Raw genomic sequence first — 24,463 nt, 5'->3', positions numbered from 1 at the left:
TAATGTTGTAATCTTGTTAAGATGGTTTACTTTTTAAGCTTTTCCAATTTTTTAATAATCCGTTTAGTAATACTGCAGCTATAATGATAGTTGCGCCGTAATAAAAATTCACAGACATTATTTCGTTTTCTGGAAATAAGATTAAGGCCAATATAATACCATATATAGGCTCTAGATTATATGTTAGTACAACGGTATAAGGACTAATATACTGCATAACCTTTACCGAAGCAATAAAAGCGTATGCCGTACAAATAGATGCCAATAAAAATAAATACCACAAATCTGAAGAACTTATTTGAAAGAATTCGCGATTAAAACCAGTGCCAAAAACACCTATAAATACGGTAATAAACAACACGCCACTAATAAACTCGTAAAACGAAATAACCGAAGGTTTGTATTGCTCAACAAATTTTCCATTTAATACAGCAAATAAAGCCGATAAGAATGCCGAAACTACTCCTAAAACAATACCTTTTATATAGTGCAACTCGCTTTTAGTTATTAAAAACACGCCAAAAATTACAATAAGACCAAATACAATTTCGTACCAAATAATTTTACGCTTATAAATTAATGGTTCTAAAAACGACGCAAAAAAAGCGCCTGAAGAAAACATAGCCAAAGTAATGGAAATATTAGATACTTTTATGGCTCCAAAAAATGTAATCCAATGCAACGCTATAATGATACCTGCTAACGATAATTTTACTATAACCTTATTTGGGACTTTAAGTTTAATACGTTTAAAGGCGATGTAAACATATATAAACACCGTTGCCATTAACATACGGTACCACACAAGCGGAATCGCTTCTATAGATATCAACTCCCCTAATATTGCCGTAAACCCTGCAATAAAAACTAGCAGATGTAAATGGGCATAATTTTTAAGTTTAGCGTTTGGCATGGTATAACAAGTAAGCAGCTAACACTCCAAAAATAATATTCGGAAACCACACAGCAACCAAAGGAGAAAAATCGGATTGCTCTGCCATAACCCCAAATATTTTATCGAAAAACACAAACACCATGGCTATACAAATACCAAACGCCAAGTTTACCCCCATACCGCCGCGGCGTTTTATAGACGAAACCGCCACAGCAATGATGGTTAAAATATAAACCGAAACAGGTAAGCTCCATTTTCGATATTTTACCAACTCGTAACGCCCAATATTAGATGAACCTCTTTGCTTTTCCTTTTCTATAAATCGATTTAAATCGCCATAGGTTAAAGTTTCGGCAATATATTCTAAAGGTGTTAGATCGTCTAAATCAAAACTAAAGACTGTATCTTTACGTCTTTCCGATTCTAAAATATCGTTGTCCTTACCTATTGTGCGCTTTACGTAATCTATCATGCGATATACCGAATCTTTTTCGATATAGCGTATGTTTCTTGCACTCATTTTATATTCTAAACGATTATCGACTATATGTTCTAGGGTAAAGTTCTGCCCCATTTTATTTTTAGCATCAAAACTACTTACATAAATAAAGTCATGGTCTGTAATTTGTCGGTATACACTTCCTGTTTCTTGAGCCTTTTTATTCTTCTTAAAATATTTGTAGTCAAAATCGTTAAATCCTTTGCTCGCTTCTGGTGCAAGATACATCCCTAACAATAATGCCAAACCTGCAACAATGGTTGCCCCAATCATATAGGGTCTTAAAAATCTAGAAAATGATACTCCAGAACTCAAAAACGCAACAACCTCGGTATTGTTAGCCAATTTTGAAGTGAAGAAAATAACCGAAAGAAATAAAAATAAAGGAAATAATAAATGTGCAAAATAAATGGTAAAATCTAAATAAAACATGGCGACCTCTGGAAAAGGCACTTCGTTTTCAAGAATTTTCCCAATTTTTTCGGCTAAATTTACTGTTATCCCAATAGGGATAAACAGCAATAACATCATTAAAAATGTTATTAAATAGCGTTTTAATATGTACCAGTCTAATATTTTCAAGACTACAGTCTATTATCCATTTGTTTTACCATCTTGTCTTTCCAAGCTTTAAAATCACCTGCTAAGATATGTTTTCTGGCCTCGCGAACCAACCATAAATAAAATCCTAAGTTATGAATGGTAGCTATTTGTTTTCCCAACAATTCGTTTACCGAAAACAAGTGTTTTAAATAGGATTTAGAATATTCGGTATCTACAAAGGTAATGCCCATTTCGTCTATCGGCGAAAAATCGGCTTCCCATTTTTTATTTTTAATATTAATGGTGCCGTAGGCTGTAAATAACATCCCGTTTCTGGCGTTTCTGGTAGGCATTACACAATCGAACATATCTACACCCAAAGCAATATTTTCGAGAATATTAATAGGTGTACCTACGCCCATTAAATATCTAGGCTTATCCTCTGGCAAAATGTTCGTTACAATTTCTGTCATTTCGTACATTTCTTCGGCAGGTTCTCCAACCGACAATCCGCCTATGGCATTTCCTTCTGCACCAACATTTGCAATGTATTCGGCAGACTGTTTTCGCAAATCTTTATAAGTACTTCCTTGAACAATAGGAAAAAACGTCTGACTGTAATTGTATTTAAACGGTGTTTTATCTAAATGGGTTAAACAACGCTCTAACCAACGATGCGTCATGTGCATAGAGCGTTTCGCGTAATTGTAATCGCAAGGGTAAGGCGTACATTCATCAAAAGCCATAATAATATCTGCTCCTATACTACGCTGTATTTCCATAACATTTTCTGGAGTAAATACATGATAACTTCCATCGATATGCGATTTAAACTTTACGCCTTCTTCTTTGATTTTTCTGTTAGACGATAACGAGTAGACTTGATACCCTCCAGAATCGGTTAAAATATTTCTATCCCAATTCATAAATTTATGTAAGCCGCCCGCTTGTTCTAAAATAGGCGTCTGTGGCCGTAAATATAAATGATAGGTATTCCCTAAAATAATATCGGGGTTAATCTCCTCTTTTAATTCGCGTTGGTGTACTCCTTTTACCGAAGCCACAGTGCCTACAGGCATAAAAATAGGTGTTTCAATAACACCGTGATCTGTAGTAATCTTTCCTGCTCTTGCTTTACTTTGTGGGTCTTGCGCTTTTAAATCGAATGTCATAGGTAAAAAATCATGAGTGGGCAAAGATAAATAACTCAGCTTTATATCAATTGTTATTTAAGAAAAATATATAGGTTTTGCTTTACGATAACGATTGCTTAATTAACGTAAATATTAGTTTGCTAAACGCATATAAAGCCTTATTTTTATCGCTTTAAAAATCAAGTTATATAACATGGCTAACACAAACGAATTACAAGATTTAACAACGCAAGTTCGTAGAGATATTCTACGTATGGTACACAAAGTAAATTCTGGACACCCAGGAGGTTCTTTAGGTTGTGCCGAATTTTTAGTAGCCCTTTACAACGAAATAATGGACAGAAAAGAAGGCTTTGATATGGATGGTCTTAACGAAGACCTATTCTTCTTATCTAACGGCCATATTTCGCCTGTATTTTACAGCGTATTGGCGCATGCTGGTTATTTCCCTATTGAAGAATTGAGCACCTTTAGATTAATCGACTCTAGGTTACAAGGGCATCCAACTACCCACGAAGGCTTACCAGGCGTTCGCATAGCCTCTGGATCGTTAGGTCAAGGGTTATCGGTAGCTTTAGGAGCTGCTCAAACCAAAAAATTAAACGGCGACACGCATTTAGTATACTCATTACACGGAGATGGTGAATTGCAAGAAGGACAAAACTGGGAAGCCATAATGTATGCTTCTGCTAAAAAAGTAGATAATATTATCGCAACAGTTGATTTAAACGGACAACAAATTGATGGGGCAACAGACCACGTACTTCCAATGGGTAGTCTTCGCGCTAAGTTTGAAGCCTTTGGTTGGGATGTTATAGATATAGAACAAGGCAACGATATTGAAGCTATTTTAAAAGGCATGGCCGAAGCTAAGGCCTTAACTGGAAAAGGGAAACCTGTATGTGTGCTTTTAAAAACCGTTATGGGCCATGGTGTAGACTTTATGATGCACACACACGAATGGCACGGTAAAGCTCCAAACGACGAACAATTAGAAAGTGCTTTAGCACAAAACCCAGAAACCTTAGGCGATTATTAATAGCAACACAGAACACATGAAAACATACACATATACAGAAAAAAAAGATACAAGAAGTGGTTTTGGAGCTGGTTTAGCAGAATTAGGACGCACAAACCCGAATGTAGTAGCGCTTTGTGCCGATTTAACGCCTTCGTTAAAAATGGGAGAATTCATTAAAGAAAACCCAGACCGCTTTTTTCAAATAGGTATTGCAGAAGCCAATATGATGGGCATTGCCGCAGGTATGACTATTGGTGGTAAAATTCCGTTTACAGGTACTTTCGCAAACTTTTCTACAGGACGTGTTTACGACCAAATTCGTCAATCTATTGCGTATTCAGATAAAAACGTGAAAATTTGTGCTTCGCATGCTGGATTAACTTTAGGCGAAGATGGTGCTACACACCAAATATTAGAAGACATCGGGTTAATGAAAATGCTTCCGGGCATGACCGTAATCAATCCTTGCGATTTTAATCAAACAAAAGCGGCAACTATAGCCATAGCAGAACATCACGGCCCTGTTTACTTACGTTTCGGTCGTCCGTCTGTGCCTATTTTTACACCAGCAGATCAAAAATTCGAAATTGGTAAAGCCATACATTTAACCGAAGGTACAGATGTTACTATTGTTGCTACTGGACATTTAGTTTGGGAAGCTCTGGAAGCTTCAAAAGCTTTATACGAACAAGGTATTTCGGCAGAAGTCATTAACATTCACACTATAAAACCTTTAGATACTAAAGCAATTTTAGACTCTGTTTCTAAAACAGGATGTATTGTAACGGCAGAAGAACACAACTATCTTGGTGGTTTAGGGGAAAGTGTTGCAAGAGAATTAGCTATCCACAAACCAACACCACAAGAATTTGTAGCTACACAAGATACTTTTGGAGAATCTGGTACACCAGCACAATTAATGGATAAGTACGGATTAAACGCCGAAGCTATTGTTAACGCTGCCCAAAAAGTTATAAAAAGAAAATAATATTAACTTTTCGTCGTTTTATTGAGAACAATCATAAAACGAAACGCATGAAAAAGTTAATAGTATTTCTAGGACTTTGTTTTGGTACTTTAAGTACCATAATAGCACAATCGGAAGCCGGATACGGAATAAAAGGTGGTTTAAATTATAATACCAACGGCGATTATTTCGAATCTATTTCCAACACCGTAAAACACCCAGACGGAAACATTGGTTTTCATCTGGGTGTTTTTGGTAAGTTTGGCGACCGCTTGTATTTTAAACCCGAATTGGTGTACACCAATACCAGTAGCGATTACGATGGCGACACTTTTAAACTTCAGAAATTAGACTTGCCCGCCTTGGTAGGCATCCGTGTTATTGGTCCGCTAAGTGTCTTTGCCGGCCCAGCATTTCAATATATTTTAGATTCGGATTACGATGGTATTGCTGTAGATGATTTTGACAAAGACATTTCTATGGGCTTTAACTTCGGTATCGGGTTCAATTTAAATAAACTTGGCATCGATTTAAGGTACGAACGTGGTTTTAGTAAAAATGAAGCCTCTTTTATTAACGATAATAATTTAGACTTAGGCGCAACAATAGATGCTCGCCCTAGTCAGTTAATACTAAGTGCTTCATTAATTTTATAATCATCCGAACGCTACAACAAACAAAAAAGCCACGAGTTTTAATAAACTTGTGGCTTTTTTAGTATTATCATGTAAAATGCTTAATCCTGATTAGAAGCTGTTTCTTCTTTATCTAAATATTTAGGAATTCCATTTTTACCAATATCGTTTGTAGGATCGCCATCGCCATCTATATCCTCATAAACAGTAAGTACAGCATCGCCATCATCATCAACATCTAAAACATCTGGAATACCGTCGCCATCGGTATCATCATCATAAACATCACCATTATTATTTAAATCTTCTAAATAAGAAGGTACCGAATCGTTATCATGATCTAAAACAGTAACCCCAGGCGTATGAATTCTAAAAATTAAATTAGAATATGCTGGAATATTGGTTTGCGGTGCCGAAAAATATCCCAAGCCAGATGGTATAAAAATAGCCCCTATACCTTGCTCATGATAGCTTACCGTACCATCGCCATTTTCGGAATTACTTGTTGCTGTTTTAAATTCTAAAACACCTTCTTTAAAACCAGTTACAACTCCAAAATCGCTTCCTATAGTAGTTAAACTTAAAGCCGCAGGTGTAATGGCGCTATCAAATAAAGTCCCATCGGTTAAATTTCCTTTATACTGTACATGAACGCGATCTGTAAAATGAATCTCGTCGCCTAAGCCCTCTCTTAACTTCAAGTAATACAAATCGTAAATAAGACCTTCTACATCTACGTCTTCTACTTGTTTCATTAACAATTCTGGTCGTTGGCTTAAAGGTATTTTATCGCTATTTTCGCCTGCAATGGTATCAAAAACAATCTGAAAATTATCGTTTTCAATACTATACGGATTTTCAAAATCGAATTCGTCGTAATTATAAAAATGGGTATCTAAGTAAGCTTCTATCTCGGCTATGTTTTCTTCGTAAACTTCTGTTCTATCTCTAGAAGGTACAACAACAACATCATCATCGTCGTCATTTTTACAAGAAAGCGCAACCGCTAGTAATAAAATAGTTAAAGTAACTGTTCTTAATTTCATTATTGCTTATTTTTGGGGCGCAAGATACGATTAAAAAAAGAATTTTGCACAATAACCGAAATGATGATTTTTATAAAAACACCATGCGAATAGATAAATATTTATGGGCTGTTAGATACTATAAAACCAGAAGTTTAGCGACAACAGCATGTAAAAAAGGGCATATAAAAGTTAACGGAGCTACGGTAAAACCAAGTAGAGAGGTTTATCCGCAGGACCAAATAGAAGTTAGAAAAGACCAAATAAATTACAGTTTAAAGATAAACGACTTGCCTCCAAATCGCGTAGGTGCCAAATTAGTAGACATTTACAGAGTAGACACAACGCCCAAAGATGCTTTTGAAGCTCAAGAACTGCTTAAATACGCCAAAGATTATTACCGCAAAAAAGGCACTGGCAGACCTACTAAAAAAGACAGACGCGATATTGAAGACTATAAAGACGACAACGACGACTTTGATGTAGATTTGGACTAACAGCTCTGTAATAATTTAAAAAAGAGTTTACAGATAAAGCAACTCTTTTTTATCTTTGAATAACGAAAAAAACATTCATGGCTACGACTAAACAAATTATATTAACACACGAAGAAATTAATCATAAAATAAAACGTATTGCTTACCAGATATACGAAACGAACGTTTATGAAAAAGAGGTCGTGCTTGCGGGAATTGATAGTAACGGATACATTCTTGCCAAAAAATTAAAAACTGTTTTAAGCAAAATCTCACCAATCACACCAGTACTTTGCAAAGTCTCTATTAATAAAAAAGATCCTAGAACAGGTATAAAAACATCGCTTGATATTGAAGATTATAAAAACAAATCTATAGTATTGATAGACGATGTTTTAAATTCTGGAACCACGTTAATATATGGTGTTAAATTCTTTTTAGATGTGCCATTAAAACAATTTAAAACAGCCGTTTTAGTGAACCGAAACCATAAAAAATACCCTGTAAAAGCTGATTTTAAAGGCATTTCGCTTTCCACTTCCTTAAACGAGCACGTTCATGTTAATTTAGACGGCAAAACGCTAGAAGCGTACTTAGACTAAATGAGACATCACTTGGTCTAATATGGCTATTTCGGTGGTCTGATTAACATCTATTACAACATCGGCTTCATTATAAAAAGAGGTACGCTCAAATAAATGCTTACCAATAAATTCTGTAAGGTCTTCTTCGGTTTCAATTCGACTCAAAATAGGTCGTTTAGCACGTTCATGCATTAAACGTAGCACCAATTCTTTAATAGAAGCTTTTAAATAAAACGATGTGGTATTAGGTTGCTCTTGTATTAATGTCATATTATTGGCATAACACGGTGTACCGCCGCCCAAAGCTAAAACCACTTTAGTAGACGTTTTTAATAGCGCCTTTAAATACTCGTGCTCTTTCTTTCTAAAATAGATTTCGCCTTTGGTTTTGAAGATTTCCGATATGGGTTGTTGCTCTTTTTCTTCAATATAATCGTCTAGATCTATAAACGGATATTCTAAAGCTGTTGCCAATTTTCGTCCTAAAGTAGACTTCCCCGAACCCATATATCCTAATAAAATGATATTCATTACAGCTGTTTTTAATTGATACTGAAAACCATACATTTTGGTGCCACAAAAAAACGAAAAAAAATTCAAAAACAGGCTTGTAATTCTAAATAAAGGTCATATATTTGCACCCGCAAACAGCAACAAACAAATAATGACCTGGTAGCTCAGTTGGTAGAGCATCTCCCTTTTAAGGAGAGGGTCCTGGGTTCGAGCCCCAGCCCGGTCACAAAAAAAGTTAAGCCCTTTCGCTTAACTTTTTTTATTTTTATACTCTTTAAAAGCGCACGTGGCGGAATTGGTAGACGCGTTAGGTTGAGGGCCTAATGATCGCTTAGATCGTGGAAGTTCGAGTCTTCTCGTGCGCACATTATCACATTTTCAAAATATCCTGAAATTGAGTTTTATATTTACAATCTGTTGTACTTAAGACTGTAATACCAATAATAAATTTCTGTATAACTTAGTAAATTCTAAAAAATTTAAAATTCTTATTTTAAGTCTATAATTTCCTTGTATTATTGAAGAAAGGTAGTATATTTGCACCCGCAAACAGCGTCAATCAAATAATGACCTGGTAGCTCAGTTGGTAGAGCATCTCCCTTTTAAGGAGAGGGTCCTGGGTTCGAGCCCCAGCCCGGTCACAGAAAAAAGCTAAGCCTAATCGCTTAGCTTTTTTATTTCCCTTTTATTGTGCCAATAAGCGCTCTAATTCTGCTCTTACAGTATCACTATCCCAATTGGCTGCGCCAGTTTTATCAATTACTATAGTCCCGTCTTTATCAATTAAAAGTGTTCGGGGAATACTTGTCGTTTCCAACATTTTGGGAACAACAGTTAAGGAATGAAAAACAGGTATGTTTATATTATTTTTAGTTAAATACGATGTTACTTTATCGGTGTCTTCATTCGTAATAAAAATAAACTCAACCCGCTGTTTATAATCCTCATATAACGCACTCAAACTTGGTAATTCTGCAATACAAGCCGGACACCAAGTCGCCCAAAAATTAACCAAAACTACTCGACCTCGAGTTTCGTTGAAATTATAAATCTTATTATCTAAATTTTTCAGTTTCCAATTATAATCTGTTAATCGCTTTTGCTTCGCTTCATCAATTACAGACGGACTAAATTGAGCCAATCCTTTTTGTAAAAACACCTGAATGGGTTTTCTGGTTTGTGGTATTATTAGCAGGCTTATAATAACCAGAAATAACAAATTACTATACTGCGATTTTTTTAATTTCACGTGTATTCGTTTATGATATTCAGCAAATATACATTCAAAAAAAAGCTCTTAAAGTAAGTTATGTTACTTAAGAGCTTTTTTATTTTTCTATAAAAGAACTACTAACTAAGCGTTTTGCTTTTTAATCAGGTTTAAAGCAGAACCTTCCTTATACCAAGCAATTTGCGCATCGTTATACGAATGGTTTAACTTAATGGTATCTTTTGTTCCATCAGCATGTACAACTTCTAAGGTTAATTGCTTATCTGGAGCAAACGCATCTAAATCTAGAAAATTGAAGGTATCGTCTTCCTGAATTAAATCGTAATCATTTTCATTATCGAAAGTTAAACCTAACATCCCTTGTTTTTTAAGATTTGTTTCATGAATACGTGCAAACGATTTTACAATTACTGCTGCAACGCCCAAATGTCTTGGCTCCATTGCGGCATGTTCACGCGAAGATCCTTCTCCATAGTTATGATCGCCAACTACAATAGATTTTATACCTGCTGCTTTATATGCACGAGCCGTATCTGGCACGCCACCGTAATCGCCTGTTAATTGATTTTTAACAAAATTTGTTTTTTGGTTATACGCATTTACCGCACCTATTAAACAGTTATTGGAAATATTATCGAGATGGCCACGGAAGCGCAACCAAGGTCCCGCCATAGAAATGTGGTCGGTTGTACATTTACCAAAAGCTTTAATTAAAAGTTTTGCTCCTTTAACCTCATCTCCAATAGGCTCGAAAGGGGTTAACAACTGCAAACGTTCGGAATCTGGAGCTACGATTACTTCGACATCGCTACCGTCTGCTTTCGGCTCTAAATAGCCATTATCTTTTACCTCAAACCCTTTAGGCGGTAACTCCCACCCTGTTGGCTCGTCGAACATCACCTCTTCCCCATCTTCATTAATGAGCTTATCCGTCATCGGATTAAAATCTAAGCGCCCAGCAATAGCAATAGCAGCTGTTAATTCTGGCGATGCTACAAAAGCATGTGTATTTGGATTACCATCAGCACGCTTAGCAAAGTTTCTGTTGAACGAATGCACAATACTGTTTTTAGGCGCATTTTTAGGATCGCTATATCTAGCCCATTGCCCAATACAAGGTCCACAGGCATTGGTGAATATTTTAGCATCTAACTTTTCGAAAATTTCCAAAATACCATCGCGCTCGGTAGTATATCTAACTTTTTCTGATCCTGGATTAATTCCGAATTCGGCCTTTGTTTTTAAATTTTTATCTAAAGCCTGTTGTGCGATTGATGATGCACGAGACAAATCTTCGTAAGACGAATTGGTACACGACCCAATTAACCCCCACTCTACTTTTAAAGGCCAGTCGTTGGCTTTAGCTTTTTCGGTCATTTCGGAACCTGCTGGTGTGGATAAATCTGGTGTAAAAGGTCCGTTTAGTAACGGATTTAATTCTGATAGATTTATTTCTATAACCTGATCGAAATACTGCTCTGGATTAGCATAAACTTCGGGATCGGCGGTAAGATAATCTTTAACGGCATTAGCTGCATCGGCCACATCGGCACGTTCTGTAGCTCTTAAATAACGCTCCATAGACTCGTCGTAACCGAAGGTAGACGTTGTCGCTCCTATTTCGGCTCCCATATTACAAATGGTTCCTTTTCCTGTACAAGACATGGCTGTAGCACCCTCGCCAAAATATTCTACAATTGCACCAGTACCACCTTTTACGGTAAGTATTTCAGCAACTTTTAAAATCACATCTTTTGGAGCAGTCCACCCAGACAATTTCCCGGTTAACTTTACACCGATTAATTTAGGAAATTTCAATTCCCAAGCCATTCCTGCCATCACATCTACAGCATCGGCACCACCAACACCTATAGCTACCATACCCAATCCGCCTGCGTTAACGGTATGCGAGTCGGTTCCTATCATCATTCCGCCTGGAAAGGCATAATTTTCTAAAACCACTTGGTGAATAATTCCCGCGCCTGGTTTCCAGAACCCAATACCGTATTTATTAGATACCGATTCTAAAAAATTGAACACTTCGCTACTTACATCGTTAGCGTGTTTCAAATCTTTTTCTGCACCATCTTTTGCTTGAATTAAATGGTCGCAATGCACGGTGGTTGGCACTGCAACTTTGTGTTTCCCGGCTTGCATAAACTGCAACAAAGCCATTTGTGCCGTTGCATCCTGACAGGCAATACGGTCTGGTGCAAAATCGACATAGTCTTTTCCTCTTACAAAGGCTTTAGTAGGAGTTCCATCCCAAAGGTGAGCGTATAAAATCTTTTCGGATAATGTTAATGGTTTACCTTCAATCTCACGTGCTTTATCCACACGTTCAGCGATTTGACTGTAAACCTTCTTAATCATATCAATATCAAATGCCATAAACTTTTTCTTTTTAGTATGTTTAATTCCTTTAAATTTATTAAAAAAATAACGATAGGCAGGGCTAATTAACTTAATATTAAAATTTGCGAATGCTATTTAGATTCAATTTAATCTATACTACTAAAACCGCAGATAAGAGCCAATAGATTATAAAACAACAAAAGCCCGAAATTTAAATTTCGGGCTTTTGGGTTATTCAGATTAAAACTCTGAAATTCTTTTTTTATAGCGTTACTGCTGCTGTGCTTAATTGCTTTTGAGACGGTTTGAATCGTGTTAACACAATTCCATCTACCGCAGCTTCGTATTCTTCCATTGTAGGTGTTCTTCCTAAAATAGTAGATAATACTACAACTGGTGTTGATGATAATAACGATTCTCCTTTTTTCTCGCCAGAATCTTTCACCACACGACCTTGGAATAAACGTGTAGAAGTTGCCATAACCGTATCGCCTGGTTCTGCCTTTTCTTGGTTACCCATACATAGGTTACAACCCGGACGCTCTAAATACAGCATGTTTTCGTATTTGGTACGAGCTGCGGCTTTAGGAGCATTATCGTCGAATTCGAATCCGGAATATTTTTGTAATACTTCCCAATCGCCTTCGGCTTTTAATTCGTCTACAATATTGTATGTTGGAGGCGCTACCACTAACGGTGCTTTAAATTCTACTTTACCTTGCTGTGCTTCGATATTTTTAAGCATTTGCGCTAAAATCTTCATATCACCTTTGTGAACCATACAAGACCCAACGAATCCTAAATCTACTTGTTTAGTTCCACCGTAGTACGATAAAGGACGAATAGTATCGTGTGTGTAACGTCTTGAAGGATCTTCGTTATTTACATCTGGATCGGCAATCATTGGTTCTGCGATTTCATCTAAATCGATAACCACTTCTGCATAATAATTCGCGTTTGCGTCTGGTTTTAACGTTGGTTTTTCACCAGATTTAATATCAGCGATACGTGTATTAGCTTTGTTTACCAACCCTTGTAAAACTTGCTTCTCGTTATCCATACCTTTTTTAATCATGATTTGGATACGATCTCTAGCAATTTCTAACGATTCAATTAAGGTTTCATCTTCCGAAATACAGATAGATGCTTTTGCTTTCATTTCGGCAGTCCAATCTGTAAATGTAAAGGCTTGATCGGATGTTAAAGTACCAATATGCACTTCGATAACGCGACCTTGGAATACGTTTTCACCACCAAACTGTTTCAACATTTGTTGTTGTGTAGCATGCACGACATCACGGAAATCCATGAAACTTCTCATGTTACCTTTAAACGTAACTTTTACAGATTCAGGAATTGGCATAGTCGCTTCACCCGTTGCTAAAGCTAAGGCCACAGTACCAGAATCGGCACCAAAAGCCACACCTTTAGACATACGTGTGTGCGAATCTCCACCAATAATGATATCCCAATCGTCCACAGTAATGTCGTTTAATACCTTGTGAATAACATCGGTCATGGCATGGTAGTGTCCTTTAGGATCGCGACCAGTGATTAATCCGAAATCGTTCATAAACTTCATTAACTTCGGAATATTGGCTTTCGACTTATCATCCCAAACCGAAGCAGTATGACAACCCGATTGGTAACCCGCATCAACAATTGGAGAAATAACCGTAGCAGCCATCATTTCCAACTCTTGAGAAGTCATTAAACCTGTCGTATCTTGAGATCCTACAATGTTAACCTCAACACGAACGTTAGAACCTGCATGAAGCGTTTTACCTGGCGTTGTGCCAACCGCGTTTTTATTGAAGATTTTCTCTACCGCTGTTAAGCCTTGACCTTCAACAGAAATTTCTTTTGAAGCAGCATAAACCTGTGGAGGCTCAATGCCTAACACTTTAGCTGCAAATGTTTGTAATTTTTTACCAAAAACAACTGCGTAAGAACCTCCAGCCTTGATGAACTCTACTTTCTGAGGTGTTAAGGCTGCAGAAATATCTTTTAATTCTTTATCGCCGTTGTATAATTTTTTCTCTTTTGTATTGATGGTAAGTACGGTGCCTGTTTCAACAGAATATACTTGTTCTAAAACTGGCTCGCCATCTTTATCGTAAACGGTGTTTCCATCGGCATCCTTTTTAGTTACCCAGTTTTTTAAATCGATACCAATACCACCTGTTACCCCAACTGTTGTTAAGAAAATAGGTGCAATACCATTAGTACCTGCAATTACTGGCGCAATATTGATGAATGGCACATACGGACTAGAAGAAACCCCTGTCCAAAGTGCAACGTTGTTTACACCAGACATACGTGATGATCCAACTCCCATAGTACCTTTCTCGGCAATTAACATCACACGCTTATCTGGGTGTTGCTCTTTTAAGGCCAACACTTCTTGTTGCATGTCTTTGTTGTGCTCGAAAATACACTGACCGTGCAACTCACGATCTGAACGCGAATGCGCATCGGCGCCTGGTGATAATAAATCTGTTGAAATATCGCCTACACCAGCAATGTATGTTACTACTTGTATTTCTTCTTCAACTTCTGGAAGTTTAGTGAAGAATTCTGCTTTCGCATAACTTTCAATAATATCTTTTGCAATGGCGCTTCCGTTTTTATAGGCCGTTTCTAAGCGCGCAGTATCGGCTTCGTACAAGAATACTTGCGTTTTTAAAACTTTAGCTGCTTCTTCTGCAATGGCTTCATCATCACCCAAGGCTAAATCTAAAAGCACTTCTATAGAAGGCCCACCTTTCATGTGCGATAATTGTTCGAAGGCAAAGGCTGGAGAAATTTCTTCAACCACCGATTCACCAAGAATGATTTCCTTTAAAAATTTTGCTTTTTCACCTGCAGCACTTGTAGTACCAGGTAAGGTGTTATAAATAAAGAAATTTAGAGAATCTTTGCGATGTTGGTTATTTACATCTTTAATTTGGGCAATGATTTCGCTTAACAATGCAGCATCATCAATAGGTTTAGGGTGAAGTCCTTGCGCTTTGCGTTCTTCGATCTCCTTGATGTAATCGTTGTACATGTTCATAATAGAAGTCTTTTCAATTTTATGGCTTACCACTCAGTAACACATTATCTGCAATCTGAGTAGCCAGCTTACAGACATTTTGGTTAGACAAAAGCCGTTTAAATATAGTTTTTTAGCAATTAGTTTTTTTAAAAGCTTGGCAAAATTACGAATTTAAACACTAATTAAAAAATACTCAACGATATGCAAGTATTAATGAATAATTTTTAGAGTATTTTCTGTTTTTAATTAAAAAACAAAATTTAAAGTCAAAAATTTATCGAATAAATAATAATTTAACAACTTAACACCTCGAAAATTTGAATGTCGTAACAAAAAATTAATTAGAATGATTCTAAAATAGACTTTTTATAATATCTTCTATAGCGATGCCTTCAGCTTCAGCTTTATAATTTTTTATCATTCGATGTCTTAAAATACCGAAAGAAACGGCTTGTACATCTTCGATATCTGGAGAAAATTTTCCACGTAATACGGCATGTGTTTTTGCTGCGAGCACTAAGTTTTGAGATGCTCTTGGTCCCGCTCCCCAATCTACGTATTGTTTTACAAAATCTGCCGCACGATTAGAGTTAGGGCGTGTTTTGGCAACCAAAGCCACAGCATATTCTACCACATTATCGGCAACAGGAATACGGCGAATTAGTTGTTGAAAACCTATAATCTCTTCGGCATTAAAAAGCGGTTTAACCGTTATTTTAGCATCGCTTGTTGTAGATTTCACAACACTTACTTCCTCTTCAAAACTAGGATAATCTAAATAGATGGCAAACATAAAACGGTCCAACTGTGCTTCTGGTAGCGGATAAGTACCTTCTTGCTCTATCGGGTTTTGGGTAGCCAATACAAAATAAGGCTGTTGTAACTTGTAGTGTTGCCCAGCAACAGTAACAGAACGTTCTTGCATGGCCTCTAGGAGTGCTGCCTGCGTTTTTGGTGGCGTTCTATTAATTTCGTCTGCCAATATAATATTAGAAAAAATAGGCCCTTTTATGAACTTAAAATGGCGTGTTTCGTCTAGAATTTCGCTTCCTAAAATATCGCTAGGCATTAAGTCTGGAGTAAACTGAATACGCTTAAAATCGAGACCTAGAGCTTGCGAAATGGTATTCACCATTAAGGTTTTGGCTAGTCCTGGCACACCAACTAACAAGGCATGTCCGCCAGAAAAAATAGAGATTAGAATTTGCTCGATCACCTGATCTTGGCCAATAATAACCTTAGCTACTTCGGTTTTTAGGGTTTTATATTTTTGTACAAACTGTTCTACAGCGGCAACGTCCGACATATTTATTTTTTTAACCAGTTACTAGAAAAATCGCACTCTCTGTAATCTTTACTTATTTTAATATAAGTATCCATTATTTTTTCGGCTTGCCATTTCTCTATCGCTTTTAATTGTTTTTCGTTTAACGCCAGCTCTTTTATTTTTAAATAGTCTTGTGCATAGTTTGCCTCGTGCTCGTCTATACGATCTGTAACAGTTAATATTTTAAATTTCACTTTACCATTACGCTCTTGGTCGGTTAATACCAAGCTAACCTCGTTATCTTTAAGATTTTGTATTTGCCCGTATAATTCCGGATCCATTTTAGTTAGCTCGAAATTATAATCTTGTGTTGCTGGATTAATTAACTGCCCGCCGTCGTTTTTAGTTTCCTTTTCCTCGCTAGACTCTTTAGCGGCTTCAGCAAAAGTAATATCGCCATCAACAATATGTTGTCTTATTTCTTCTAACTGTTCTTTTGCTTTAGTAACTTCTTCATCGGATACTTTTGGCATTAAAAGAATATGACGTACATCGTATTCCTGACCTCTAATTTTTTCTAAATAAATAATATGATAACCAAATTCGGTTTCGAAAGGCTCAGAAATTTCGCCTTCTTGTAACGAAAACGCCACTTGCCTAAACTCCTTTACCATTTTAGGTTGCTTTCTGTTTAAGGTGTACAAACCACCATTTCTTACTGAAGCCTTATCGTCTGTATACAACACCACTTTAGATCGGAAACTTGCACCATTCTCTAAAACATCGGCACGAATTTCGTTTAAGCGATCGATTACCTTTTGCTTTTCTGCTTCGGTAATTTTAGGTTCTATAACAATTTGCGCTACTTTTAATTCGGTTCCAAAAGTAGGGCGTTCGTCTTCTGGAATAGCGTTAAAATATTCGCGAACTTCTTCTGGAGTAACCTCGACATCTTCAATAATGCTTCTTTGCATTTCTGAAGCTAGCTTTTGGCTTTTGTTAATTTCGTACATCTCGTCTCTAAAACTCTTTTCATCTTCTTTATTATAGAGTTTTAGTAAGGCATCCATAGAACCATTTGTTTGTTCTAAAAACGCTTGAATTTGCTGATCTACAAACGAACGGATTTCTATTTCGGACACCACAATACTATCTTGAACAGCGTGGTGGGCATACAATTTGTCTTCTAACAGTTTACCAAACAACTCGCAACGTGTAAATTCGGAGGTATTAATACCCTGAGCTTCGAGCTGTAAAAATGTTTTATCTACATCGGAATCTAAAACAATATACTCGCCTATTACTGCCGCTACACCGTCAATTTTTTTTGCGGCACCAGAAATTACAGTATCTTTTACAACTTCTTCTTTAATTTGATCTGGGATAATTTCTTGTGCAAATACACTGTTTACACTAATAAAAAGGCTTAAAATAAAAGCGGGTTTAAGGTTAATTATAGATTTCAAATTGTTTGTTCTTAATTGCATCTTTTGTAATATCTTTTTCTAAATCTCGAATGAGTTCTAATTTTCTTTTATTAACCACTATTTGGTCTATGGTAGGTTTTACATACTCTAACGGTGCTGTGCTACCACGCAATAATACGTCGTTAATATGCATCAAATATACTCCTAATGAATCTTTGAGTTGTATAAAATTAGATTTTTTTAACAGTTGGTCTTTATTTTCGGCAGAAACCACAGGAATTTTATGAAGCACCTGACTCACTTTAATCCAAATAGAATCGTTTAAAGCATACGATTTAAACTGAATAGAGATAGAATCTAAAGCTCTTTTATCGTTCGCGTTAAAACGTTGAAACTGTTCTTTAATCTCTTTAAAATCTAACCTGTTTTCGTCTAAATTAATATACCGAAACTTAACGAGGTCTTCATTTAGTTTAAATGCTTCTACATTATCGCTATAGTAACTTTCGGCTTCGGCCAAACTTACGGTATCGTTTAAACTTCTGGACACTAAAGCTTCTAAATACGCTTTAGAATACAAATCTCTTTTATATTGCTCTACCAATCTCTGGAAATTGGCCAATTTCTCTTCGTTTAAATTTCGTTTTGCACCAGCAACCAACAATTGCTGTGTTGCCCAACTATTAATAAAGTTTTGCACCAATAGAATACTGTCTTCTTTTGTAGTACCTGCGGTTACCAAATCTTTAAGATCTTCGGTGTATAAATAGCTTTCGTGCACTCTGGCTATTGGAATACGCGTGTCTTCCGACTTAAAAAACGTACACGAATAGCTTAGCAAAACGAGGCATAATATTAAAAATCTCCCTTTCAATTACTGATTGTTATTTATTTCGTTTCTCACTTTGGTTAAAACATCTTCATGCACATCTACGGTGTATTTTGCATGAAGGTCTTGCAACCATTGTTCTTCTTTTTCGGTCTGGAAATCACTAATAACCTGACCTTTGGCTTCGTCGAAAGATTTGGGAGTTTCTGGAAGGACTTCTTTAACGTTGGCTACCACATAACCTCCGTTATACTCGTAAATTTTAGAGCGTCCTTTTTTAAACGGAAACGATTCTGGAAGTCCAGCATGGTTGGCTTCCATAATTCCTGTTGTAAACATAACATGAACCTCGTCGTTAACATTTACTTTTTGTTTAATGTCTTCTAAAGGTACATTCTTTTTTAATAATTTAGATACTGTTTTAATATCTTTTCGATCTGCAGACGATGCCACAATAGCATCTATACGCTCTTGCCACATGTAATTGTTTTTATGCGTATTGTAGTAAGCTTGCACAGCAACCGAATCGGTATTGGCAACATTCCAGATTTGACCTTCCATTAAATCGAATAACAATAATCCGTCTCGATATTCTGAAACGATATGCGCAAATTCTTCACTTTCGTTCTCCAGATTATCTTCTTGATATTGTAAAACTTCTTGTTCTAAAAAGGTTTTATAATTGGTAGTTACTATAGTTTTAAAATCAACTTTATCTGAATTAAAACGCTGCTGTTGCTGTTCTAAATAATGTCCGAAATCTTTATAAAACAACTCCATTTTATCTATAGTAACCAAAGCTGTCTCTCCCTTAAAATTTGCTGGAAGCTGCCATGTATTGCTGTAATAATTTTTATTTAAAAGCTTAACAAAATACGACAACGCCGACAACGACTCATCTACATGATAACGTTTTACCAACTCGTGATAACGGGTATCGTCTATTAACTGCGAACGACTGTCTTGTTTAACACGATCTTCCAATTCGGGCTTGTAGTCTACAAATAAAGGCAGCATTTTTTTATCTAAAAGTTTTACAATATGCCACCCGTAATTGGTTTGAAAAGGTTTAGAGATATCGCCAACGGCTTTTAAAGCAAAGGCTTGATCTTCGAATTCCAGAGACGATAGTTGTCCGCCACTAAACGGATCTAAACGACCACCACGACTGGCCGTACTTTTATCGTCTGAAAATTGTTTGGCCAAAGCTTCAAAACTTTCGCCTTGGTTTATTTTTTTATAAATATCGTTTATTCTGGCTTCTGGATTTACCAAAGTGTCTCCTGCGGCATTGTTTCGCACCATTATGTGTGCTACGGTAACCTCTCCTCTAGATTCGCGCTTATCTTTTACCTGTACCACATGGTAACCAAATCGGGTTCTAAAAGGCTGCGACACATTACCAACTTCGGTATTAAAAGCTGCTGTTTCGAACGGATACACCATTCTAAAGGCAGAAAACCACCCTAAATCTTCGGCGAAAACCGTTTTACCATCGTGTAATTCTTTTTGTACATTTTCAAAACCATCGTCTATAAGCTGCTTTCTTAATTTTACAATTTTAATATAAGCCTCTAAGGTATCTTTTGCACTCGCATTTTCATCTACGCGAACTAACACATGTTGGGCTTTTACATCGTATTGCAACCTACTGTAAGCCTCCTCTATAAGTTCGTCTGTAACTTTAGTATCGGTTAAATAGTTTTTTGCCAATTGCTTTCTGTACGTGCTTAATTCGCGTTGGTACGATGGTTTTTCATTTAACTTTAAAGCTTTAGCTTCTTCTATTTTTAGTTTATAATTGATGAACAGCTCTAAATAAGCATCGACATCTTTTTGCGATTCGTCTTTTACCAAATCTAGATTCTTATTATAAACTCTTAAAAATTCCGATGCGTATACAGGTGTTTCATTAACCGTAAAAAGTACATCTTCTGAAGTAATTTGTGAACTGGCTATCGAAGAACATAAGAGCCAAAACACTAAAAAAACAGATTTCAATTTCATTATTTATTATTTAACATGAGCAAAAATAGTAATATAAAGCTATATTACAAGTCGCTTTAACAAACGCTATACCGTTTAATTTAGTATTTTAAAGCTTTTTATTTTTTAATGGCCCTACTCGATAACTAAAAGCGAAAAACGTCATCTATATTTTTTCTATTTTTGCAAAAATAAAACCTATGTGCGATTTAAAATTAATTTGGGATTTTAGGGGCCCACACGCCTTAAAAACAGCCGAACACCACGAACTTCATTTAAAGGAGTATATAGTAAGCCATAATTTAGACATTAGCATCACCGGATTTACCGCCATAAACGACATGCACGCCATAGCATTTTTAGTGGTAAACGAGTTAAACATGAAACCTCTTAGAGACGCTTTAAAACCCCATAGAGGTCAAGTATACACGCCTTAATTGCACAAAAATTAAGTGCTTTTTCCTATTAAAATAATGGGTTTTAAACTACATTTGCCGTTCTAAAAATAACATCCTTTTTAATTTAAGGCAACTATGTTAAACGACAGACGCACCACCAATATTTTATTGCTGATAATAGTAATTCCGTTAGTGTTTTATTTACTAAAAACATTATCGTTTATTTTTATTCCGCTTATCTTTTCCATGTTTATTGCCTTGCTCTTTTTACCGATTATGCGATGGTTAACAAAAAGACACATCCCAAAAACGATAAGCATTATTATTATTGTGCTGATTATTTTTGGATTCTTTAAAATAGGCGGTGAATTGGTTAAATTATCGAGTCGTGAAATTTTATCGACTAGCGATGCCTTTTTATTGAAGGCCCACGAAAAAATAAACGCCTTAATTAGTAATGTCGAGACCTTTTTTGGGATAGATATCTTTAAAGAAAACACGAGCATATCTACCCAAATATTCAGCAAAGAGACATTACTTGAAAATTTTGGCCCAACATTAAATTACATTCAAAAATCGTTAACCATGGTGCTTATGACTGCATTTTTTGTGGTGCTATGGCTGGCAGAATCTATTAACGTACACAAAGTACTTAACAATACCATTTTAAAACAAAAACACACTTCGGTTAAAACCTTTATGAAAATCGAAAAGGATTTAATCAAATTCATTAAAGTTAAATTTCTGGTTAGCCTATTAACCGGAATTGGCACAGGCTTGGCTTGTTATGCATTCGATGTAAGCTTTCCTATATTTTGGGGACTGTTTGCGTTTATCATCAATTTCATACAAATGGTAGGTTCGTTTATAACAGTAATTTTACTATCTATTTTCGCCTTTGTAGAAATTGAAACAACTAGTACCTTAATTTTCTTTACACTAAGTATTACTGGTGTTCAGGTACTTTTTGGTGCCATTCTGGAACCTGTATTTATGGGGAAATCGTTTTCAATAAACATTATCACCGTTTTGGTAATGCTCATGTTATGGGGCTTTATTTGGGGCGTTCCCGGCCTTATAATGGCTATACCGATAACGGTTTTTATTAAAATAATTTTAGAACAGTTTAAAAGCACCAAACTTTTGGCAAGCTTACTCTCTAGAGGCTAATTGTTGCTTGGAGGCATAGTACCAAACACACGATCCCAAAAACGGTTAGACACGCCAAATGCTTTATCTGGATATTTGTAATGATGTAAACTATGGTGTAACCATAATTTTTTAAATCGTTTTGGTGGTCGCTTTATATGGGTGGCGCGGTGTACAAAAGAATACATTAAATACCCGCTAAAGAACCCTGGAAAAAAACCAAACACCAGGTTAGAGATACCCAATACCCAAAAGATAATATAAAAGACCCCAAACAATACGCTTGCCATTAACAACCCAGGAACCGGAGGCATTAACAAACGATCTTTATCTCTTGGATATTCATGATGCGACCCATGCATGATAAAATGGAAACGTTGTGACCACTCGGCATCGGTAACCCAATGAAACACATAACGGTGTAGCATATACTCGGCAAATGTCCAAAACAGAACCCCAAACACAAATAAGCCCAAACACATTAACGGACTTAAACCACGGATACCAATAGCTAAATAAATTAGGCCAACTATGGTTAAACCGTAGATAATGATATTTGAAGTGGGATTGGTTTTAGTAAGACTTTCTAAAAACGGATTTTTAAAAATTTGGGCTTGTCCGTGCGAATATTCAGTTGAAACTTTTTGCTTCATTATTTCGATTTTAAGAATTAAAAATACAAAATATTAGTTACTTTAAAAATGAAGTGTTCATTTTTAGCGTGAATTTCATCTAAATTTAACGCAAAAAAAACATTTCAACAGGAAAGTTAATCGCCAACCCGTTGAAATGTTTTTCTATCTATTTATAAATTTTTATCTCGAATAGTTAGGAGATTCTTTTGTAATGGTAACATCGTGCGGATGACTTTCGTTAATACCACTTGCTGTAATTTTAACAAAGCGTCCTGTTTCTTTTAAAGTAGCAATATCTTTAGCACCACAATATCCCATACCTGCACGTAAACCACCTATAAATTGATGAATGCTTTCAAATAAATCGCCTTTATAATCTACACGACCTACAATACCTTCTGGAACAAGTTTTTTAATATCGTCTTCTACATCTTGAAAATAACGGTCTTTACTGCCTTGCTTCATCGCTTCAACAGAGCCCATACCTCTATACGATTTGTATTTTCTTCCTTCGTAAATAATTGTTTCGCCTGGAGATTCTTTAGTTCCTGCTAGCAAAGAGCCTAACATTACGGTATCGGCACCTGCCGCAATCGCTTTTGGAATATCACCAGTATAACGAATACCTCCATCTGCAATTACAGGCACTCCCGTACCTTTAATGGCCGCAGCGACTTCTAATACCGCAGAGAACTGAGGAAACCCTACTCCTGCAACAACACGTGTTGTACAAATAGATCCTGGTCCTATACCTACTTTAACAGCATCTGCTCCTGCTTCTACTAAATATTTGGCGGCTTCGGCAGTTGCAATATTCCCTACCACAACATCTAAATCGGGAAATTTCGCTTTTACTTCTTTAAGCACATTTACCACTCCTTTTGTGTGTCCGTGAGCTGTATCTATAATTATCGCATCTATCCCCGCATTGTATAATGCCTCTGCACGTTCTACAGCATCTCCTGTAACACCAATAGCAGCTGCAACACGCAAACGACCAAAACTATCTTTATTTGCTATGGGTTTTTGCGTTAATTTAGTAATATCTCTAAAAGTAATTAAACCTACCAATTTGTAATCGGCATCGACTACAGGTAATTTTTCAATTTTATTTTCTTGTAATATCACCTCAGCATCTTTTAAAGACGTACCTTCTGCTGCGGTAACCAAGTTTTCGCTAGTCATGATTTCAACAATCGGACGATTGTTTTCATGCTCGAATCTTAAATCTCTATTAGTTACAATACCTTTTAATTTTCCTTGATCATCAACTACAGGAATACCGCCTATACTATGCTCGCGCATGTTATTTTTAGCATCCAAAACAGTCGCTGTTAACGGTAATGTAACTGGGTCTATAATCATACCGCTTTCTGCACGTTTTACTTTACGTACTTCTTGAGCCTGTTGTACAATTGTCATGTTTTTATGAAGCACTCCAATACCGCCTTCCCTAGCAATAGCAATAGCCATAGCGCTTTCTGTAACGGTATCCATAGCCGCAGAAATAATAGGAATGTTAATGGTAATGTTTTTTGTGAATTTCGTTTGAATATTTACCTCGCGTGGTAAAATTTCTGAGAATGCTGGAACTAAAAGAACGTCATCGTAAGTTAGTCCTTCTCCTACAATTTTGTTGTTGTGTGCTGTCATGATGCAATTAAGATATAATTGCATGCAAATATACAATTTAAATTAGGAAAATATTCACTCCTTTAGTGTTTTATTAACGTGATGTTTTCGAAACTAAAAAAACAAACACTTGCCTTACTTTAATATATTTACTATAAATCTAATTTTTCTAAAAAGCCACTAAATAAATTTCAATTTTACTGAA

21 protein-coding genes and 3 tRNA genes are annotated in these 24,463 nt (G+C 36.1%); 10 read left to right on the top strand and 14 right to left on the bottom strand.

The genetic code is table 11. The features are described from left to right. Positions 1–16: 16 nt before the first annotated feature. The 3 genes from ACR9EA_RS06215 to tgt are packed head-to-tail and all read right to left on the bottom strand — an operon-like array spanning position 17 to position 3,109. Positions 17–913: a DMT family transporter gene (locus tag ACR9EA_RS06215; RefSeq protein ID WP_435138796.1), complete on the bottom strand. Its 897-nt coding sequence runs from the start codon at positions 911–913 to the stop codon at positions 17–19. Continuing rightward, complete coding sequence (locus tag ACR9EA_RS06210; protein ID WP_435138794.1) at positions 900–1,976, bottom strand: LptF/LptG family permease; 1,077 nt, start codon at positions 1,974–1,976, stop codon at positions 900–902. The genes ACR9EA_RS06215 and ACR9EA_RS06210 overlap by 14 nt, the downstream gene beginning before the upstream one ends. A 2-nt stretch (positions 1,977–1,978) precedes the next feature. Further along, positions 1,979–3,109: a tRNA guanosine(34) transglycosylase Tgt gene (gene tgt, locus ACR9EA_RS06205; protein WP_435138792.1), complete on the bottom strand. Its 1,131-nt coding sequence runs from the start codon at positions 3,107–3,109 to the stop codon at positions 1,979–1,981. A 175-nt stretch (positions 3,110–3,284) separates the two neighbouring features. Here tgt and ACR9EA_RS06200 point away from each other — a divergent pair, with 175 nt between their 5' ends. Genes ACR9EA_RS06200 through ACR9EA_RS06190 form a run of 3 tightly spaced genes read left to right on the top strand, consistent with a single transcriptional unit; the run spans position 3,285 to position 5,735 of the window. Continuing rightward, a complete protein-coding gene (locus ACR9EA_RS06200; protein WP_435138790.1) occupies positions 3,285–4,130 on the top strand; it encodes a transketolase in 846 nt (281 codons plus the stop codon). 16 nt (positions 4,131–4,146) lie between these two features. Then, positions 4,147–5,100, top strand: a complete 954-nt coding sequence (locus ACR9EA_RS06195; protein ID WP_435138788.1) for a transketolase family protein — start codon at positions 4,147–4,149, stop codon at positions 5,098–5,100. 47 nt (positions 5,101–5,147) lie between these two features. After that, complete coding sequence (locus tag ACR9EA_RS06190; RefSeq protein ID WP_435138786.1) at positions 5,148–5,735, top strand: outer membrane beta-barrel protein; 588 nt, start codon at positions 5,148–5,150, stop codon at positions 5,733–5,735. An 80-nt stretch (positions 5,736–5,815) separates the two neighbouring features. Here the strand turns inward: ACR9EA_RS06190 and ACR9EA_RS06185 are convergent, their stop codons facing one another. Then, positions 5,816–6,760: an FKBP-type peptidyl-prolyl cis-trans isomerase gene (locus tag ACR9EA_RS06185; protein WP_435138784.1), complete on the bottom strand. Its 945-nt coding sequence runs from the start codon at positions 6,758–6,760 to the stop codon at positions 5,816–5,818. An 83-nt stretch (positions 6,761–6,843) separates the two neighbouring features. Between ACR9EA_RS06185 and ACR9EA_RS06180 the strand changes: the two genes are divergently transcribed. Together ACR9EA_RS06180 and ACR9EA_RS06175 are read left to right on the top strand one after the other, a co-directional pair. Beyond that, positions 6,844–7,236 (top strand): RNA-binding S4 domain-containing protein, encoded by a 393-nt coding sequence (locus ACR9EA_RS06180; protein ID WP_435139833.1) that lies wholly within the window; start codon positions 6,844–6,846, stop codon positions 7,234–7,236. A 77-nt stretch (positions 7,237–7,313) separates the two neighbouring features. Then, positions 7,314–7,817, top strand: a complete 504-nt coding sequence (locus tag ACR9EA_RS06175) for a phosphoribosyltransferase family protein (protein ID WP_435138782.1) — start codon at positions 7,314–7,316, stop codon at positions 7,815–7,817. On the opposite strand, the gene ACR9EA_RS06170 is transcribed toward ACR9EA_RS06175, so the two are convergent. Further along, entirely contained in the window at positions 7,809–8,330 is a 522-nt protein-coding gene (locus ACR9EA_RS06170) for a shikimate kinase (RefSeq protein WP_435138780.1), read from the bottom strand. The genes ACR9EA_RS06175 and ACR9EA_RS06170 overlap by 9 nt on opposite strands. Before the next feature lie 135 nt (positions 8,331–8,465). On the opposite strand from ACR9EA_RS06170, the gene ACR9EA_RS06165 reads away from it, so the two are divergent. From ACR9EA_RS06165 to ACR9EA_RS06155, 3 genes are all read left to right on the top strand, one after another. Further along, positions 8,466–8,538: transfer RNA gene (locus ACR9EA_RS06165), tRNA-Lys, on the top strand. Positions 8,539–8,592: 54 nt separating this feature from the next. Beyond that, positions 8,593–8,677, top strand: a tRNA-Leu gene (locus tag ACR9EA_RS06160). A 203-nt stretch (positions 8,678–8,880) separates the two neighbouring features. Next, positions 8,881–8,953: transfer RNA gene (locus ACR9EA_RS06155), tRNA-Lys, on the top strand. A gap of 44 nt (positions 8,954–8,997) precedes the next feature. Here ACR9EA_RS06155 and ACR9EA_RS06150 read toward each other — a convergent pair. The 7 genes from ACR9EA_RS06150 to ACR9EA_RS06120 all read right to left on the bottom strand — a co-directional run bounded on the left by ACR9EA_RS06150 (position 8,998) and on the right by ACR9EA_RS06120 (position 20,465). Beyond that, positions 8,998–9,561 (bottom strand): TlpA family protein disulfide reductase, encoded by a 564-nt coding sequence (locus ACR9EA_RS06150; RefSeq protein ID WP_435138778.1) that lies wholly within the window; start codon positions 9,559–9,561, stop codon positions 8,998–9,000. A 105-nt stretch (positions 9,562–9,666) separates the two neighbouring features. Then, the gene (locus ACR9EA_RS06145) at positions 9,667–11,934 is read right to left on the bottom strand and encodes an aconitate hydratase (protein ID WP_435138776.1); all 2,268 of its coding nucleotides are present in this window, start codon (positions 11,932–11,934) and stop codon (positions 9,667–9,669) included. 226 nt (positions 11,935–12,160) lie between these two features. After that, positions 12,161–14,953, bottom strand: a complete 2,793-nt coding sequence (locus ACR9EA_RS06140) for a bifunctional aconitate hydratase 2/2-methylisocitrate dehydratase (protein ID WP_435138774.1) — start codon at positions 14,951–14,953, stop codon at positions 12,161–12,163. 334 nt (positions 14,954–15,287) lie between these two features. Then, on the bottom strand, positions 15,288–16,241 hold the full coding sequence (locus ACR9EA_RS06135; protein WP_435138772.1) for an AAA family ATPase: 954 nt from the start codon (positions 16,239–16,241) through the stop codon (positions 15,288–15,290). A 2-nt stretch (positions 16,242–16,243) separates the two neighbouring features. Beyond that, entirely contained in the window at positions 16,244–17,689 is a 1,446-nt protein-coding gene (locus tag ACR9EA_RS06130; protein ID WP_435138770.1) for a foldase protein PrsA, read from the bottom strand. Continuing rightward, complete coding sequence (locus ACR9EA_RS06125) at positions 17,652–18,470, bottom strand: peptidyl-prolyl cis-trans isomerase (protein ID WP_435138768.1); 819 nt, start codon at positions 18,468–18,470, stop codon at positions 17,652–17,654. Before ACR9EA_RS06125 ends, ACR9EA_RS06130 begins: the two co-directional genes overlap by 38 nt. A 33-nt stretch (positions 18,471–18,503) precedes the next feature. Beyond that, positions 18,504–20,465 carry a peptidylprolyl isomerase gene (locus ACR9EA_RS06120; protein ID WP_435138766.1) on the bottom strand — a complete coding sequence of 654 codons (1,962 nt, stop codon included), beginning with the start codon at positions 20,463–20,465 and terminating at the stop codon, positions 18,504–18,506. A 179-nt stretch (positions 20,466–20,644) separates the two neighbouring features. Between ACR9EA_RS06120 and ACR9EA_RS06115 the strand changes: the two genes are divergently transcribed. Continuing rightward, positions 20,645–20,881, top strand: a complete 237-nt coding sequence (locus tag ACR9EA_RS06115; RefSeq protein ID WP_435138764.1) for a hypothetical protein — start codon at positions 20,645–20,647, stop codon at positions 20,879–20,881. Between the two features lie 96 nt (positions 20,882–20,977). Further along, positions 20,978–22,012, top strand: coding sequence for an AI-2E family transporter (locus ACR9EA_RS06110; RefSeq protein ID WP_435138762.1), 1,035 nt, complete (start codon positions 20,978–20,980; stop codon positions 22,010–22,012). On the opposite strand, the gene ACR9EA_RS06105 is transcribed toward ACR9EA_RS06110, so the two are convergent. Continuing rightward, on the bottom strand, positions 22,009–22,644 hold the full coding sequence (locus tag ACR9EA_RS06105) for a sterol desaturase family protein (protein WP_435138760.1): 636 nt from the start codon (positions 22,642–22,644) through the stop codon (positions 22,009–22,011). The two genes, ACR9EA_RS06110 and ACR9EA_RS06105, sit on opposite strands and share 4 nt — an antisense overlap. 162 nt (positions 22,645–22,806) lie before the next feature. Further along, positions 22,807–24,279: an IMP dehydrogenase gene (guaB, locus tag ACR9EA_RS06100; protein WP_435139831.1), complete on the bottom strand. Its 1,473-nt coding sequence runs from the start codon at positions 24,277–24,279 to the stop codon at positions 22,807–22,809. Positions 24,280–24,463: the final 184 nt, after the last annotated feature.

Origin of the sequence: Formosa sp. A9, assembly GCF_051200825.1 — a bacterium.
Taxonomy (GTDB): Bacteria; Bacteroidota; Bacteroidia; order Flavobacteriales; family Flavobacteriaceae; genus Formosa.
This window is presented reverse-complemented; position numbering and strand designations above follow the sequence as displayed.